The following is a 14,986-nucleotide window of genomic DNA, read 5'->3' on the forward strand; positions in this document are numbered from 1 at the left end:
CCTTGCAGAGTGCGGGGGCGATCCCCATATTGTGGCGACTGCCCAGTTAGGAATTGCATCTTGAGCGATCTTCTCTCCCGCCGCCTGGCCCAGCTCGGCGAGCCGGCCAACCTGTCCCTGCTGGGTGAGTGCCTGCACGGTATCGAGCGCGAGTGCCTGCGCGTCGACCGTGACGGCCAACTGGCCCTGACGCCGCACCCGCAAGCGCTGGGCTCGGCGCTGACCCATTCGCAGATCACCACCGACTACTCCGAGTCGCTGCTGGAGTTCATCACCGGAACGGCCGCCGACCCGGCCGAGACCCTGGGCGAGCTGGAACGTATCCACCGCTTCGCCTACGACAAGCTCGGCAGCGAACTGCTGTGGAGCCCGTCGATGCCTTGCGCCCTGCCGGACGAGGCGACCATTCCCATCGCCCGCTATGGCAGCTCCAACATCGGCCGCCTCAAGTACGTGTACCGCAAGGGCCTGGCCCTGCGTTACGGCAAGACCATGCAGTGCATCGCCGGCATTCACTACAACTTCTCGCTGCCCGAGCGCCTGTGGCAACTGCAGCAGCAGGCCGAAGGCGACACGCTGAGCGCACGTGACTACCAGTCGGCGCGCTACATCGCGCTGATCCGCAACTTCCGTCGCTACAGCTGGCTGCTGATGTACCTGTTCGGTGCTTCGCCGGCGCTGGACAAGGGCTTCATGCGCGGTCGCCCGCACCAGCTGCAGGAGCTGGACGCCAGCACCCTGTACCTGCCCTACGCCACCAGCCTGCGCATGAGCGACCTGGGCTACCAGAGCAGCGCCCAGTCCGGCCTGACGCCGTGCTACAACGACCTGGCCAGCTATACCGACAGCCTGCGCCTGGCGGTCGGCACGCCCTACCCGGCCTACGTCGAGGCGGGCACCAAGCGTGGCGACGAGTGGCTGCAGCTGAACACCAACATCCTGCAGATCGAGAACGAGTACTACTCGAGCATCCGCCCGAAACGCGTCACCCACAGCGGCGAGCGCCCGATCCAGGCGCTGACCAGCCGTGGCGTGCAGTACGTGGAAGTGCGCTGCCTCGACATCAACCCCTTCCTGCCGCTGGGCATCGACGTGGCGCAAGCGCGCTTCATCGACGCCTTCCTGCTGTTCTGTGCACTGGAAGACAGCCCGCTGCTGGAAAACGGCGAGTGCGGCGACTGCACCCGCAACTTCCTCAAGGTGGTCAAGGAAGGACGTCGTCCCGGCCTGCACCTGCAGCGCCAGGGGCGCTCGGTGGAGTTGAAGGCCTGGGCGGGCGAACTGCTCGAGCGCATCCTGCCGCTGGCCGAGCTGCTCGACCGCAGCCAGGACAGCCAGGCCCATGTCGAGGCGCTGGCCCATCAGCAGGCCAAGGTCGCGGATGTCGAGCTGACGCCGTCGGCGCAGGTGCTGGCGATCCTGCGCCAGGGCACCAGCTTCGCCGAGTTCGCCCTGCAGCAGAGCCTGCAGCACGCCGAGTACTTCCGCGCCCAGCCGCTCGACGCCGGGCAGCAGGCTGCCTTCGAGCAGGCCGCGCAGAACTCGCTGGCCGAGCAGGCCGAGCTGGAAGCGCAGCCCGCTGGCGACTTCGACGCGTTCGTCGCCGCCTACCAGGCGAGCATCCTGGCACTGGCGGTGTAACGAAACGGCAATAGTCGACTGCGTCACAAAGCCAACCAGCGGAGCAAAAGCCGGGATGGGCGGCCACACTGCAGGCCGCCCGGCCAGCTAGCATTGCCGGGTAACGGACGAAAGACGAGCAGCGCCCCATGGCCGACGAAGCCACGCCGCAATGGAGCCTGGAAAGCCTGACCAAGGCCTACCAGCAAGGCTATATGGCCGGCCTTACCGGCCAGGCCAGAAACCGCCAACCCTACCCCGACGAAATCCCCGCCGCCGCCTGGGAGGCCGGCTGGGACGACGGCCATGAACAGATGCGCCTGCAGCAGCACAGCGCCTGATCGACGCCTCTCGAGCTGGTAACTGAAGCCGTTCCCAGCGGTCGCGGCGTTGCGGGTTACAACGCCTTCTCGAACACCTTGGAATTGCGCTGGTAGTTGTACAACGATGCGCGCGCCGTCGGCATGCGCTCGACGCTGCTCGGCTGGAAACCGCGCTCGCGGAACCAGTGCGCCGTGCGGGTGGTGAGCACGAACAGGGTCTTGATCCCCTGCGCCCGTGCCCGCGCCTCGATCCGCTCCAGCAGCTCGTCACCGCGACCGCCATGGCGGTAGTCCGGATTGACCGCCAGGCAGGCCAGCTCGCCGCAGTCGGAATCGGCGATCGGGTAGAGCGCCGCACAGGCGATGATCAGCCCTTCACGCTCGACGATGCTGAACTGCTCGATCTCGCGCTCCAGCACGTCGCGCGAGCGACGCACCAGAATGCCCTGTTCCTCCAGCGGGCTGATCAGCTCGATCAGGCCACCGACATCCTCGATGCTCGCCTCGCGCAGCGACTCGAACTGCTCCTGGGCAACCAGGGTACCGTTACCGGTGCGGGTGAACAGTTCGCTGAGCAGGGCACCATCGGTGGCGTAGCTGACGATGTGACTGCGCTTCACGCCACCCCGGCAGGCCTGGGCAGCGGCGTCGAGCAATTCGCCCTGGTAGTGGCCGCCCAGGCGCGTCAGGTGCGCGGGCACCTGCTGCGGGCGCAGCTCGCGCACCAGCTTGCCCGCCTCGTCGAGCAGGCCGTCCTCGGCGCCGAACAGCAGCAGCTTGTCCGCCCCCAGGTCGATGGCGGCGCGGGTGGCGACGTCCTCACAGGCCAGGTTGAAGATCTCCCCGGTGGGCGAATAGCCCAGCGGCGACAGCAGCACGATGCTGCGCTCGTCGAGCTGGCGGTTGATGCCCTTGCGGTCGATGCGGCGCACTTCGCCGGTGTGGTGGTAGTCGATGCCGTCGACGACGCCGATTGGCCGCGCGGTGACGAAGTTGCCGCTGGTCAGGCGCAGCCGTGCGCCCTGCATCGGCGAGGCGGCCATGTCCATGGACAGGCGTGCCTCGATGGCGATGCGCAGCTGGCCGACGGCATCGATCACGCACTCCAGGGTCGGCGCATCGGTGATGCGCAGGTCGCGATGGTAGTGCGGGGTCAGGCCACGCGCGGCCAGGCGTGTCTCGATCTGCGGGCGCGAGCCGTGGACCAGCACCAGGCGCACGCCGAGGCTGTGCAGCAGCACCAGGTCGTGGACGATGTTGGCGAAGTTCGGGTGGGCGACGCCCTCCCCCGGCAGCATGACCACGAAGGTGCAGTCACGGTGAGCATTGATATAGGGCGAAGCGTGGCGTAGCCAGTTGACGTAGTCGTGCATGACAAATCCGTTAGCGTCGAGACGTAGGGCGGAAATCACCCGCCATGTTCGGTTCGAGAGGTCCGCTCATCGTCGCTGCACGTCTTCACTCCGAATCAGGCAATAGTGTTGGATCAGTTGGCGCAGCAGTGTCACCGTAGGTTCGATACGGGAGAGTGCCAGGTGTTCCCCGGGCTGATGCGCACAGTCGATGTCGCCCGGGCCAAGCACCAGGGTCTCGCAGCCAAGGTGTTGAAGATAAGGCGCCTCGGTGCCAAATGCCACCGCTTGCGCCGCATGTCCGGTCAATCGCTCGGCCACGCGCACCAGCTCCGCATCCGCAGCCTGCTCGAACGGCGGCACGGCGGGAAACAGCGGCCCGTAGTCGATGCGTACCTGATGCTTGAGCGCGAGCGGCTGCAGCTTGCCACGGATCGCCTCGCGCAGAGCCTCCGGGTCCATGCCCGGCAACGGGCGCAGGTCGAACTCCAGCGCGCACTGCCCGCAGATACGGTTGGGGTTGTCGCCGCCGTGGATGCAGCCCAGGTTGAGCGTCGGTTGCGGCACGCCGAACTGCGGGTTGTTGAACTCGCGCTGCCACTGCGCACGCAGGGCGCGCAGCTCGCCCATCACGTCCTGCATGGCCTCCAGCGCACTGTGGCCAAGGCCAGGGTCGGAGGAATGGCCGCTCTGCCCGAGGATGTCGATGCGTTCCATCATCACCCCCTTGTGCAGGCGGATGGGCTTCAACCCCGTCGGCTCGCCGATCACCGCCGACCGGCCCAGCGGCCGGCCGGCATCGGCCAGGGCACGGGCGCCGGCCATGGAGCTTTCTTCGTCACAGGTGGCGAGAATCAGCAGCGGCTGCTGGAAAGGTTGTTCGAGAAGCGGCCGAACGGCCTCGATGACCAGGGCGAAGAAACCCTTCATGTCGCAACTGCCGAGACCGACCCAACGGTCGCCGACCTCGGTCAGCTTGAGCGGGTCGCTCTGCCACAGCGCTGCGTCGAAAGGCACGGTGTCGCTGTGCCCGGCCAGCACCAGGCCGCCAGGACCGCTGCCATAGCTGGCCAGCAGATTGAATTTGCCCGGCGCGACCTGCTGGGTCTCGCAGCGGAAGCCGAGATCGCTCAGCCAGGCGGCGAGCAGGTCGATCACCGGTGCGTTGGTCTGGTCCCAGTTCGGCTGGGTACAGCTCACCGAGGGCGCTGCAATCAACGCGGCGAACTGCTCCTGAAAGGACGGCAAGGGCATCGGCGCTCTCCTGGGTCGGAGCTCCCATCATAGGAGCATCCAACCTCAGGGGAAACCGCCGGCGCCGAATCAGACGCCGCCGAACAGCCCGCGCAGGATGAAGAAGAAGAAGATCGACAGCGCGGCGCCGACCGGCAGGGTGATCAGCCAGGACATGAAGATCTTGCCGATCACGCCCAGGTTCAGCGCGCCGATACCCCGGGCGATGCCCACGCCGAGCACGGCGCCGACCAGCGTGTGCGTGGTGGACACCGGCAGGCCGATGGCCGAGGCGCCGACCACGGTGGTGGCGGTCGCCAATTCGGCGGCGAAGCCACGGCTGGGGGTCAGCTCGGTAATTTCCTTGCCGATGGTGGCGATTACCTTGTAACCGTAGGTGGCCAGGCCGACGACAATGCCGATCGCACCCAGCAACAGTACCCAGGCCGGCAGGGCCGCCTTGGCGCCGACCATCTCGCCGCCACTCTGGATCACCCCGACGATGGCTGCCAGCGGACCGACCGCATTGGCCACGTCGTTGGAGCCGTGGGCGAAGGCCATGGAGCAGGCGGTGAAGATCATCAGCACCGCGAACACCTTCTCGACGCTGGCGAAGTGGAAGCTCTTGTCAGCCTCAACGTCGATCTTGATGCGGCTCAGCAGGGCGATGCCGATCAGCATGACCAGCACACCGATACCGGCCGAGAGCAGGAAGCCTTCGCCGCCGCTCAGGTGCAGGCCGACGTGCTTGAGGCCCTTGGTGACGGTCATGATCGACACCATGAAACCGGTGAGGAACATGTACACCGGCACGTAGCGCTTGGCGTTGGCGAAGGGCGTCTCGGTGTCGATGATCAGCTTCTGCACGCTCATGAACACGCCGAACGCCACCACCCCGGAGAGCACCGGCGAGATCACCCAGCTGGCCACGATCGGGCCGACGCCACCCCAGTGCACGGCATCCATCGACACGCCGACCGCGGCGAAGCCGATCACCGCGCCGACGATCGAATGGGTGGTCGACACCGGCCAGCCCTTGGTCGATGCGACCAGCAGCCAGGTGCCCGCCGCCAGCAGCGCGGACATCATGCCCAGCACCATCAGGTTGGGACTGATCATCGAGGCATCGACGATGCCGCTCTTGATCGTCTCGGTCACCTGACCGCCGGCCAGGTAGGCACCGGCGAACTCGAAGACCATGGCGATGAGGATCGCCTGCTTGATGGTCAGCGCACGTGAGCCGACCGAAGTACCCATGGCATTGGCGACATCATTGGCGCCAACACCCCAGGCCATGAAAAAACCGAAAAGGCAGGCAAGAACGAGCAGAACCAGCCCGTAGTCCGCAATCAGAGACATAATGAATTATCCGTAGATCCCAGAAAGGACACTGGCGCTTAGCGCGCCAGCAGTTGTTCCAGTCGGTTGCCCACTCGTTGGGCACGGTCGGCGACATCGCCGATCCAGTCGATGATCTGATAGAGGAACATCACATCGACCGGGGGAAGGTCCTTCTCCAGCTTGAACAGGTTGCGGCGGACCTCGATCTGCAGACGATCGGTATCGTTTTCGATATTGCCGAGCTCTTCGATCAGGGTTTCCACCAGCACCGCTTCACGCCCGGCAAAACCGGTCTCGAGCAGCTCATCCAGTTCGTTCATCGCCTTCAGCGCCTGGGCGCTGGCATCGACGCTGCGTTGCACGTAGGAAGCCATCAGCGGCTGCAGTGCCTGCGGAATGCTCATCTGACGGCCAAGCATCAGGCCGGCAATGTCCTTGGCACGGTTGGCGACTTTGTCCTGTACACTGAGCAGCTCCAGCAGGTCCGAGCGCGGCACCGGCAGAAACAGGCTCTTGGGCAGATGCAGGCGCACGCTTTTCTTCAGCTTGTCCGCCTCGTGCTCCAGCCGGGACATCTCCTGTTGTACCTGTTCAACCCTGGTCCAGTCTTCGGCCATCACGGCCTCGAAGAAGGGCACCAGGTTCGCCGCGCACTCGTGGGCCTTGGCGATATGCTGCTGCATGGGGCCGATGGGTGAACGGCCGAACAGGCTGACAAAGGGATTGATAGGCATAGGGTAAGCCCCCGTTTTGAGAAGGCCGCAAGTATAGGGACCGACTTCGTCATCCGCCAGCGCGCGTCATCGGTCTGTCACATTTTCATAAAAGGCTATCTAGCTCTCCACCATGGTCAAAGAAACCGAAATCAAACTGCGTGCCAGCCGCGCCACCCTGGCCGCACTGCGCGAACACCCGCTGCTGAAGAAACGCAACAAGAGCGGCTGGCAACGCGTCGAACTGTTCAACCAGTACTACGACACGCCAGCGCGTGACCTGGCCGCCGCCAAGGTCGCGCTGCGCCTGCGGCGTGACGGCGAACAGTTCATCCAGACCCTGAAATCACGTGGACAGAGCGTCGCCGGCCTGTCCGAACGCAACGAGTGGGACTGGTACCTGAGCAAGGCCAAGCTCGACCTGAGCAAGCTCGATGACAGTTGCTGGCCCGCCAGCCTGGCCGAGCTGGACAAGAAGAGCCTGCAGCCGCTGTTCACCACCGATTTCGTGCGCGAGAAGGCGGAAATCGCCTGGGGCCGCGGCAAGGCCAAGGTGGTCATCGAAGCGGCGCTGGACCTGGGCAAGGTGCTGGCTGGCGAGGGTGAAGAGGAAATCTGCGAGCTGGAACTGGAGCTGCGCCAGGGCGAGCCGGCCGCGCTGCTGGAGCTGGCCTGCGAGCTGGCCGCCGACCTGCCGCTGATGCCCTGCGATATCAGCAAGGCCGAGCGCGGCTATCGCCTGTTCGATGCCGGCAGCTACAGCCTGAGCCTGCCTGCGCCCGCGCTGGATGCCGAGATGAGCCTCGACGACACCGTCGCCGCGCTGGCCTGGCACCTGCTCGGCGCCAGCCAGCGCCTGGCCGAGCAGTACCGCTGGAACGGCCACTGGAGCCTGCTGCAGCAGTGGCTGGAGCAACTGGTCGACCTGCGCGCCCTGCTCGCCAGTCTCGGCCAGGCCGCCCCGCGCGCCAGCTCGCGGGAGCTGCGCGAAGCACTCGACAGCCTGCTCGATGATTGGCGCCCGCGCCTGGCTGCCGGGCAGAACGACGACAGCATGCGCCGCAACGCGCCGGCCCTGTTCGCCGCCGAGCTGGACGGCTGCCGCTGGGGCCTGCTGTCGCTGAAGCTGTCGTACTGGCTGCTGCAACGCAGCTGGACGGCGGCGCGCAATGCACGGGGCGAGCGCCAGGGCAAGGCGGCCCTGGGCAGCTGGCTGCCGACCTTGCTGGCCGAGGAAGGGGCGGCCCTGCAACTGCGCCGCTACCAGCAGCAACCGGAAGACCTGGCCGAACAGATGCCACGCCTGGAGCGCCTGCTGGTCTGGCTGCGCCTGGCGCGCGGCGTGCTGGACGTCGCCGAGGTCGACCGCCTCTACGGCGAGCTGAGCAAGCTGCAGGGGCTGGCCCTGCAACCCCTGGACGACGAACAGCGCCAGCTGCGCATGACCCAGACTCAGGTCGTGCAAAGCCTCAAGGCCTGGAAAGCGCTGGTGAAATGACCGCCACACCCCTGTGGCAGGCGCTTTGCCGGCGAGCCCTTCGTCACCGTTGAAGCGCTGCCGCTCCCCATGAAAAACGGGCCCCGAAGGGCCCGTTTTTCATTTCAGCACCAGGCTCAGCTGTCGCTGCGACGGCTGTCGACTACCTGCTGCCAGGACGGATTGACGCTGTTGGCGGTCTCGTCCATGGCCTGCTGCAGGGCCTTCTTGCGCTTCTCTTCGGCACGCTGGCTGAAGAACCAGGCCAGGAAGGTGGCGAAGGACACCGCCAGCAGGATCAGGCTGGCCACCGCGTTGATCTCGGGCTTCACCCCCAGGCGCACGGCGGAGAAGATCTCCATCGGCAGCGTGGTGGAACCCGGACCGGAGACGAAGCTGGCCAGCACCAGATCATCCAGCGACAGGGCGAAGGACATCATCGCCCCCGCCGCCAGCGACGGCGCGATCATCGGCACGGTGATCAGGAAGAACACCTTCCATGGCTTGGCGCCGAGGTCCATGGCCGCTTCCTCGATGGACAGGTCCAGCTCACGCAGACGCGACGACACCACCACCGCCACGTAGGCCGAGCAGAAGGTGGTGTGGGCGATCCAGATGGTGGTCATGCCACGCTGCATCGGCCAGCCGATCAGTTGCGCCATCAGCACGAACAGCAGCAGCAACGACAGACCGGTGATCACCTCCGGCATGACCAGCGGTGCGGTGACCAGGCCACCGAACAGCGTACGCCCCTTGAAGCGGGTGATACGGGTCAGCACGAAGGCCGCCAGCGTGCCCAGCGCCACCGCCGCGATGGCGGTGTAGCAGGCGATTTCCAGCGAGCGCATCACCGAGTTCATCAGCTGGGTATTGTCGAGCAGGCCGACGTACCACTTCACCGACCAGCCACCCCAGACGGTGACCAGACGCGAGGCGTTGAACGAGTAGATGACCAGGATGACCATCGGCAGGTAGATGAACACCAGGCCCGCCCAGAGCATCAGACTGGAGAAACTGAAACGCTTCATGGGCGGCCCTCCAGTTCTTTGGCCTGGTTACGGTTGAACAGAATGATGGGCACGATCAGGATCGCCAGCATCACCACCGCCAGGGCGGAAGCCACCGGCCAGTCGCGGTTGTTGAAGAATTCCTGCCACAGCACCTTGCCGATCATCAGGGTCTCCGGACCGCCAAGCAGTTCGGGGATGACGAACTCGCCGACCACCGGAATGAACACCAGCATGGAGCCCGCGATGATGCCGTTCTTCGACAGCGGCACGGTGATGCGCCAGAAGTTGTTGAGGTTGCTCGAGCCCAGGTCGGAAGCGGCTTCCAGCAGGCTGGGGTCATGCTTCACCAGGTTGGCGTAGAGCGGCAGGATCATGAACGGCAGATAGGAATACACCACGCCGATATAGACGGCGATGTTGGTGTTGAGGATCTGCAGCGGCGAGTCGATCAGGCCGATTCCCATCAGCAGGCTGTTGAGCAGGCCGTTGTTGCCGAGGATGCCCATCCAGGCGTAGACGCGGATCAGGATCGCGGTCCAGGTCGGCATCATGATCAGCAGCAGCAGCACGGTCTGCTGCGATTTCGGCGCACGGGCGATGGCATAGGCCATCGGGTAGCCGATCAGCAGGCACAGCAGGGTGCTGAAGAACGCGACCTTGAGCGAGCCCAGGTAGGCCGACAGATAGAGTGCGTCCTCGGTGAGGAAGATGTAGTTGCCGAAGTTCAGCAGCAACGTCAGCTTGCCGTCCGCCCATTCGTAGATTTCCGTATAGGGCGGAATCGCGACGTCGGCCTCGGCGAAACTGATCTTCAGCACGATGATGAAGGGCAGCAGGAAGAACATGAACAACCACAGGAAGGGTATGCCGATCACGGCATGCCGCCCCCTGGGCAGATAGCGCAGGAGTTTGCTCGGTTTCATGATTGCAGTACCACGCCGCTGTCGTCTTCCCAGTACACCACCACCGGGTCATCCCAGGTCGGACGCTTGCCGCGGCGCTCGGCGTTGGCGATGAAGCACTGCACGACCTGCCCGGACGTGAGCTTGACGTGGTACACCGAGTGACCGCCCAGGTAGGCGATGTCGTGGACGTGGCCATGGCTCCAGTTGTACTCGGGATGCTCGTGGTCGTCCGGCAGGGCGGTGGCCATCAGCAGCTTTTCCGGGCGCAGGGCGTAGCTGACCGACTTGTTCTCGGCACGGGTACTGACGCCGTGACCGATGTAGATCGGCTTGTCCACGTGCGGGCAGTCGATGATCGCGTGGTCGGCTTCGTCGGTGGTGATCTGCCCTTCGAACAGGTTGACGTTGCCGATGAACTCGCACACCAGACGGCTGGTGGGGGTCTCGTAGATATCCACCGGGCTGCCGGTCTGGGCGATCCAGCCCAGGTGCATGATGGCGATGCGCTGGGCCATGGTCATGGCCTCTTCCTGGTCATGGGTCACCATCACGCAGGTCACGCCCACGCGCTCGATGATCTCCACCAGTTCCAGCTGCATCTGCGAACGCAGCTTCTTGTCCAGCGCGCCCATGGGTTCGTCGAGCAGCAGCAGCTTCGGCCGCTTGGCCAGCGAGCGGGCCAGGGCCACACGCTGACGCTGGCCACCGGAGAGCTGGTGCGGCTTGCGCTTGGCGTACTGGGTCATGTGCACCAGTTTGAGCATCTCGCTGACGCGCTCGTCGATCTCCGCCTTGGGCAGCTTGTCCTGCTGCAGGCCGAAGGCGATGTTCTGCGCCACGGTCATGTGCGGGAACAGCGCGTAGGACTGGAACATCATGTTGATCGGCCGCTGGTACGGCGGCATGTCGGTGATGTCCACGCCATCGAGAATGATGCGCCCCTCGGTGGGCCGCTCGAAGCCCGCGAGCATGCGCAGCAGCGTGGACTTGCCCGAACCCGAACCGCCCAGCAGGGCGAAGATCTCGCCCTTGTTGATGGTCAGCGATACATCGTCGACTGCTACTGTCTCATCGAACTTCTTGGTCACCCGATCGATTTTGACCAACACCTCTTTCGGTGTCTGATCCCCCTCGAGGGCTTTTTTGTAGGCGCTGGAGGCAACAGCCATTTAGGAAAACTCCCGGAAGATTGTGCCCGGCCCCTGCGGCCGGGCTGGAAACGATTACTGACCCGACTTGACCTTGGTCCAGGTACGGGTCATCAGGCGCTGTACCTTCACTGGCAATTCAGCGGAGATGTACAGCTTGTCCAGTACGGCCTGCGGCGGGTACACGGACGGGTCGTTGCGAACCTCCTGATCCATGAGCTCGCCCGCCTTAACGTTGGGGTTGGCGTAACCGACGTAGTCACTGACTTCGGCGATCACTTCGGGCTCGAGGAGGAAATTGATGAACGCGTGGGCCTGCTCGACATTCGCGGAGTCGGCCGGGATGGCCATCATGTCGAACCAGAGGTTGGCGCCTTCCTTGGGAATGCTGTAGGCGATCTCGATACCCTTGCCGGCTTCTTCGGCACGGTCGGCAGCCTGCAGGATGTCACCGGAGAAACCTGCCGCCACGCAGATGTTGCCGTTGGCCAGGTCGCCGATGTACTTGGAGCTGTGGAAGTAGGTGACGTAAGGACGCACTTCGAGCAGCTTGGCTTCGGCCTTGGCGTAATCCTCGGCCTTGGTGCTGTTGGGGTCGAGGCCCAGGTAGTTGAGCATGGCCGGGATCATTTCATCGCCGGAGTCGAGGAAGGCGACGCCGCACTCGCTCAGCTTCTTGATGTTCTCCGGCTCGAACAGCACGGCCCAGGAGTCGATCTCGTCGATGCCCAGAGTGGCCTTGACCTTCTCGACGTTGTAGCCGATGCCGTTGGTGCCCCACAGATAGGGCACGGAATACTGGTTGCCCGGGTCGTTGGTTTCCAGCTGCTTGAGCAGGGCCGGATCGAGGTTGTCCCAGTTGCTCAGCTTGGCGCGATCCAGCGGCTGGAAGGCACCCGCGCGGATCTGCTTGCCGAGGAAGTGGTTGGAGGGCACCACCACGTCGTAGCCACTACGGCCAGCCAGCAGTTTGCCTTCGAGCGTTTCGTTGGAGTCGAAGACGTCATAGACCGGCTTGATCCCGGTTTTCGCCTCGAACTTGGCCAGGGTCTCTTCGCCGATGTAGTCGCTCCAGTTGTAGATGTGCACCGAAGGTTGGGCCAGGGTGACACCACAGAAGGCGGAAGCCGCCAGGGCGATCAGAGACTTGGGCAGGGTAACTCGCACAGTTTCATCCTCGTTTTTGTGTGCCGCCCGGAAAAAGGCGCGGCACTTTATAGGAAAATCTTCCGACGATCAGCGACCGCTCTTGATTCGTGTCCAGTCGCGGGTCAGCCAGCGCTGCACGTCACGCGGACGTTCCTCGGCGACGTAGAGCTTGGCCATGACCTCGGCACTGGGATAGACGCCGGGGTTGTTACGCACGTCTTCGTCGACCAGCGCGGTGGCCTTGCTGTTGGGGTTGGCGTAGGCGACGTAATCGCTGATCTTGGCGATCACTTCGGGACGCAGCAGGTAGTTGATGAACGCGTGCGCCTCATCGACGTTCTTGGAGTCCTTCGGGATCGCCAGCAGGTCCGCCCACATGGCGGTGCCTTCCTTGGGAATGATGTAGGCGATCTCGTCGGTGCGGCCGGCCTCTTCGGCGCGATCGGCCGCCTGCAGCACATCGCCGGAATAGCCGAACGCGGCGCAGATGTTGCCGTTGGCCAGGTCGGAGATGAACTTGGAGCTGTGGAAGTAGGTGATGTAAGGACGCACCTTCATCATCTGCTCGTAGGCTTTCTCGTAGTCTTCGCGCTTCTTGGTGTGCGGCGACATGCCCAGGTAGTTGACCATCTGCGGCAGCACTTCGTCGCCCGAGTCGAGCAGGGCGATGCCACAGGAGGCGAGCTTCTCGGCGTACTTCGGATCGAACAGCAGCTCCCAGGAATCCAGCGGGGCGTCTTCGCCAAGCACGGCGCGCGCCTTGGTCACGTTCAGGCCGATGCCATTGGTACCCCAGAGATAGGGCACCGAGTATTCGTTGCCGGGGTCACCCGCGGCCAGGTTCTTCATGATGGTCGGGTCGAGATTGACCAGGTTGGGCAGCTTGGACTTGTCCAGCTTCATGTAGGTGCCGGCACGCACCTGCTTGGCCAGGAAGTGGTTGGTCGGGACCACCACGTCGTAGCCGCTCTGGCCGGTGGCCAGCTTGCCATCGAGGGTTTCGTTGGAATCGAAAACGTCATACACCACCTTGATACCGGTTTCCTTCTCGAAATCGGCGATGGTGTCTGGCGCGATGTAGTCGGACCAGTTGTAGACCTTGACCACGCGATCGGCTGCCTGAGCTACGGACATACCGAGGGCGGCGGCGATCAGGCCAGCCAGCAGGGTAGAACGACGCATAACGTTTCCTCTTCGGGCTTTTTTGAGTGCCTGGCGGGCGAACCCGCCAGGCGGCGTTGCTTCGTTGCTTAGCGACCGGACTTGATCTTGGTCCAGCTGCGGGTCATGGTGCGCTGCACGGCAGGCGCCAGATCCGGGAAGGTGTAGATCTTCTTCAGCACTTCGGGAGTCGGGTAGACGCCCGGGTCGGTGCGCAGTGCCTCGTCCACCAGCGGCGTGGCCGCGGCATTGCCGTTGGGGAACTGCACGTAGTTGGTGATGCTGGCCATCACTTCCGGCTTCATCAGGTAGTTGAGGAAGGTGTGCGCCTCCTCGACGTTCTTCGCATCGGCCGGTACGGCCAGCATGTCGAAGAAGGAACCCGCGCCTTCTTTCGGGATGTTGTAGCCGACTTCAACGCCGTTCTTCGCTTCTTCGGCGCGCGCCTTGCTCTGGTAGATGTCACCCGAGTAACCGATGGCGACGCAGATGTTGCCGTTGGCCAGGTCGGAGATGTACTTGGAGCTGTGGAAGTAAGCCACCGAAGGACGGATGGAGAGGAACAGTTCCTCGGCCTTCTTCAGCTCGTCCTTGTTGCTGCTATCCGGGGCGTAACCCAGGTAGTGCAGCGCGGCCGGCAGAATTTCTGTCGGCGAGTCGAGGAAGGAAACGCCGCAGGACTTCAGCTTTTCCATGTTCTCCGGCTTGAACACCAGGTCCCAGGAGTCGACCGGAGCGTCGGCGCCGAGCACGGCCTTGACCTTCTCGACGTTGTAGCCGATGCCGATGGTGCCCCACATGTAGGGGATCGAGTACTGGTTGCCCGGGTCGCTCGGCTCCAGGGCCTTGAGCAGGTCCTTGTCCAGGTTCGACCAGTTCGGCAGCTTGGACTTGTCCAGCTTCTGGAATACGCCAGCCTTGATCTGCTTGGCCAGGAAGGGGTTGGACGGTACCACCACGTCATAACCGGAGCTGCCGGCCAGCAACTTGGCTTCCAGCACTTCGTTGCTGTCGAAGACGTCGTAGACGACCTTGATGCCGGTTTCCTTCTCGAAATTGGCCAGGGTGTCTTCGGCGATGTAATCGCTCCAGTTGTAGACATGCAGCACTTTGTCGTCAGCCTGAGCAGCGCCAGCCACGGCCGCGGTCAGGGACAACGCGAGAAGGGTCTTGCCGAATGTTTTCATGCGTACAGCTCCTGTTGTTGTGTCGGTATTCCAGACGTCGCGCAAGCCGCTCGAATCAGGCTGGCCAACGCGCTCTGGCGCAGTCTGGCAAGGTCATGGCACCGCTGACAACTTTCCGTGACTGCGGCTTTTTCAGACCGACAGGTCACGCAAAGTCAGATCCAGGCACTTGCGTGCTTTTTCCACCAGTTCGTCCACTTCCGCCTGGCTGATCACCAGCGGCGGCGCGATAATCATGGTGTCGCCCACGGCGCGCATGATCAGACCGTTATTAAAGCAGTGGCCGCGACAGATCATGCCCACCGCCTTGTCACCCGGGTAACGGGTACGCGTCGCCTTGTCCTGCACCAGTTCGATGGCGCCGAGC

The 14,986-nt window shown here is 64.0% G+C and carries 13 protein-coding genes and 1 pseudogene; 3 read left to right on the plus strand and 11 right to left on the minus strand.

Annotated features, from left to right (window positions below):
* Positions 1–60: 60 nt before the first annotated feature.
* A complete protein-coding gene (gene gshA / locus E4487_RS10520; protein WP_047588517.1) occupies positions 61–1,641 on the plus strand; it encodes a glutamate--cysteine ligase in 1,581 nt (526 codons plus the stop codon).
* Positions 1,642–1,769: 128 nt separating this feature from the next.
* Entirely contained in the window at positions 1,770–1,961 is a 192-nt protein-coding gene (rmf, locus tag E4487_RS10525; protein WP_037050232.1) for a ribosome modulation factor, read from the plus strand.
* Positions 1,962–2,017: 56 nt separating this feature from the next.
* Here the strand turns inward: rmf and argA are convergent, their stop codons facing one another.
* The 4 genes from argA to E4487_RS10545 form a co-directional block, all read right to left on the minus strand.
* Complete coding sequence (argA, locus tag E4487_RS10530) at positions 2,018–3,316, minus strand: amino-acid N-acetyltransferase (RefSeq protein WP_037050234.1); 1,299 nt, start codon at positions 3,314–3,316, stop codon at positions 2,018–2,020.
* Between the two features lie 66 nt (positions 3,317–3,382).
* Complete coding sequence (gene argE / locus E4487_RS10535) at positions 3,383–4,549, minus strand: acetylornithine deacetylase (RefSeq protein ID WP_175253303.1); 1,167 nt, start codon at positions 4,547–4,549, stop codon at positions 3,383–3,385.
* Between the two features lie 69 nt (positions 4,550–4,618).
* Positions 4,619–5,887 (minus strand): inorganic phosphate transporter, encoded by a 1,269-nt coding sequence (locus E4487_RS10540; protein WP_037050236.1) that lies wholly within the window; start codon positions 5,885–5,887, stop codon positions 4,619–4,621.
* Positions 5,888–5,925: 38 nt separating this feature from the next.
* Positions 5,926–6,603, minus strand: coding sequence for a TIGR00153 family protein (locus E4487_RS10545; RefSeq protein ID WP_037050237.1), 678 nt, complete (start codon positions 6,601–6,603; stop codon positions 5,926–5,928).
* Between the two features lie 112 nt (positions 6,604–6,715).
* Here E4487_RS10545 and E4487_RS10550 point away from each other — a divergent pair, with 112 nt between their 5' ends.
* On the plus strand, positions 6,716–8,080 hold the full coding sequence (locus E4487_RS10550; RefSeq protein ID WP_150607608.1) for an inorganic triphosphatase: 1,365 nt from the start codon (positions 6,716–6,718) through the stop codon (positions 8,078–8,080).
* A 116-nt stretch (positions 8,081–8,196) separates the two neighbouring features.
* Here E4487_RS10550 and E4487_RS10555 read toward each other — a convergent pair whose 3' ends face one another.
* From E4487_RS10555 to E4487_RS10585, 7 genes and pseudogenes are all read right to left on the minus strand, one after another.
* Entirely contained in the window at positions 8,197–9,087 is an 891-nt protein-coding gene (locus E4487_RS10555; RefSeq protein WP_037050240.1) for an ABC transporter permease subunit, read from the minus strand.
* On the minus strand, positions 9,084–9,965 hold the full coding sequence (locus E4487_RS10560) for an ABC transporter permease subunit (RefSeq protein WP_167494398.1): 882 nt from the start codon (positions 9,963–9,965) through the stop codon (positions 9,084–9,086). Before E4487_RS10560 ends, E4487_RS10555 begins: the two co-directional genes overlap by 4 nt.
* A 23-nt stretch (positions 9,966–9,988) precedes the next feature.
* Positions 9,989–11,143 (minus strand): polyamine ABC transporter ATP-binding protein, encoded by a 1,155-nt coding sequence (potA, locus tag E4487_RS10565; protein WP_037050245.1) that lies wholly within the window; start codon positions 11,141–11,143, stop codon positions 9,989–9,991.
* 54 nt (positions 11,144–11,197) lie between these two features.
* Positions 11,198–12,289, minus strand: a complete 1,092-nt coding sequence (locus E4487_RS10570; RefSeq protein WP_037050248.1) for a polyamine ABC transporter substrate-binding protein — start codon at positions 12,287–12,289, stop codon at positions 11,198–11,200.
* Positions 12,290–12,358: 69 nt separating this feature from the next.
* Positions 12,359–13,453 (minus strand): polyamine ABC transporter substrate-binding protein, encoded by a 1,095-nt coding sequence (locus tag E4487_RS10575; RefSeq protein WP_175253304.1) that lies wholly within the window; start codon positions 13,451–13,453, stop codon positions 12,359–12,361.
* 68 nt (positions 13,454–13,521) lie between these two features.
* A complete protein-coding gene (locus E4487_RS10580; RefSeq protein WP_037050251.1) occupies positions 13,522–14,619 on the minus strand; it encodes a polyamine ABC transporter substrate-binding protein in 1,098 nt (365 codons plus the stop codon).
* A gap of 132 nt (positions 14,620–14,751) precedes the next feature.
* Positions 14,752–14,986, minus strand: a pseudogene (locus E4487_RS10585) (aspartate aminotransferase family protein); the annotation flags it as partial.

The organism is Pseudomonas sp. BMW13 (assembly GCF_013357275.1).
Classification (GTDB): Bacteria; Pseudomonadota; Gammaproteobacteria; order Pseudomonadales; family Pseudomonadaceae; genus Aquipseudomonas; species Aquipseudomonas khazarica.

Excerpts from the sequence above, each read along its gene's own strand:
- rmf (WP_037050232.1), top strand. The coding sequence starts at position 1,770 with ATGGCCGACGAAGCCACGCCGCAATGGAGCCTGGAAAGCCTGACCAAG.
- argA (WP_037050234.1), bottom strand. The coding sequence starts at position 3,316 with ATGCACGACTACGTCAACTGGCTACGCCACGCTTCGCCCTATATCAAT.
- argE (WP_175253303.1), bottom strand. The coding sequence starts at position 4,549 with ATGCCCTTGCCGTCCTTTCAGGAGCAGTTCGCCGCGTTGATTGCAGCG.
- E4487_RS10540 (WP_037050236.1), bottom strand. The coding sequence starts at position 5,887 with ATGTCTCTGATTGCGGACTACGGGCTGGTTCTGCTCGTTCTTGCCTGC.
- E4487_RS10545 (WP_037050237.1), bottom strand. The coding sequence starts at position 6,603 with ATGCCTATCAATCCCTTTGTCAGCCTGTTCGGCCGTTCACCCATCGGC.
- E4487_RS10550 (WP_150607608.1), top strand. The coding sequence starts at position 6,716 with ATGGTCAAAGAAACCGAAATCAAACTGCGTGCCAGCCGCGCCACCCTG.
- E4487_RS10555 (WP_037050240.1), bottom strand. The coding sequence starts at position 9,087 with ATGAAGCGTTTCAGTTTCTCCAGTCTGATGCTCTGGGCGGGCCTGGTG.
- potA (WP_037050245.1), bottom strand. The coding sequence starts at position 11,143 with ATGGCTGTTGCCTCCAGCGCCTACAAAAAAGCCCTCGAGGGGGATCAG.
- E4487_RS10575 (WP_175253304.1), bottom strand. The coding sequence starts at position 13,453 with ATGCGTCGTTCTACCCTGCTGGCTGGCCTGATCGCCGCCGCCCTCGGT.
- E4487_RS10580 (WP_037050251.1), bottom strand. The coding sequence starts at position 14,619 with ATGAAAACATTCGGCAAGACCCTTCTCGCGTTGTCCCTGACCGCGGCC.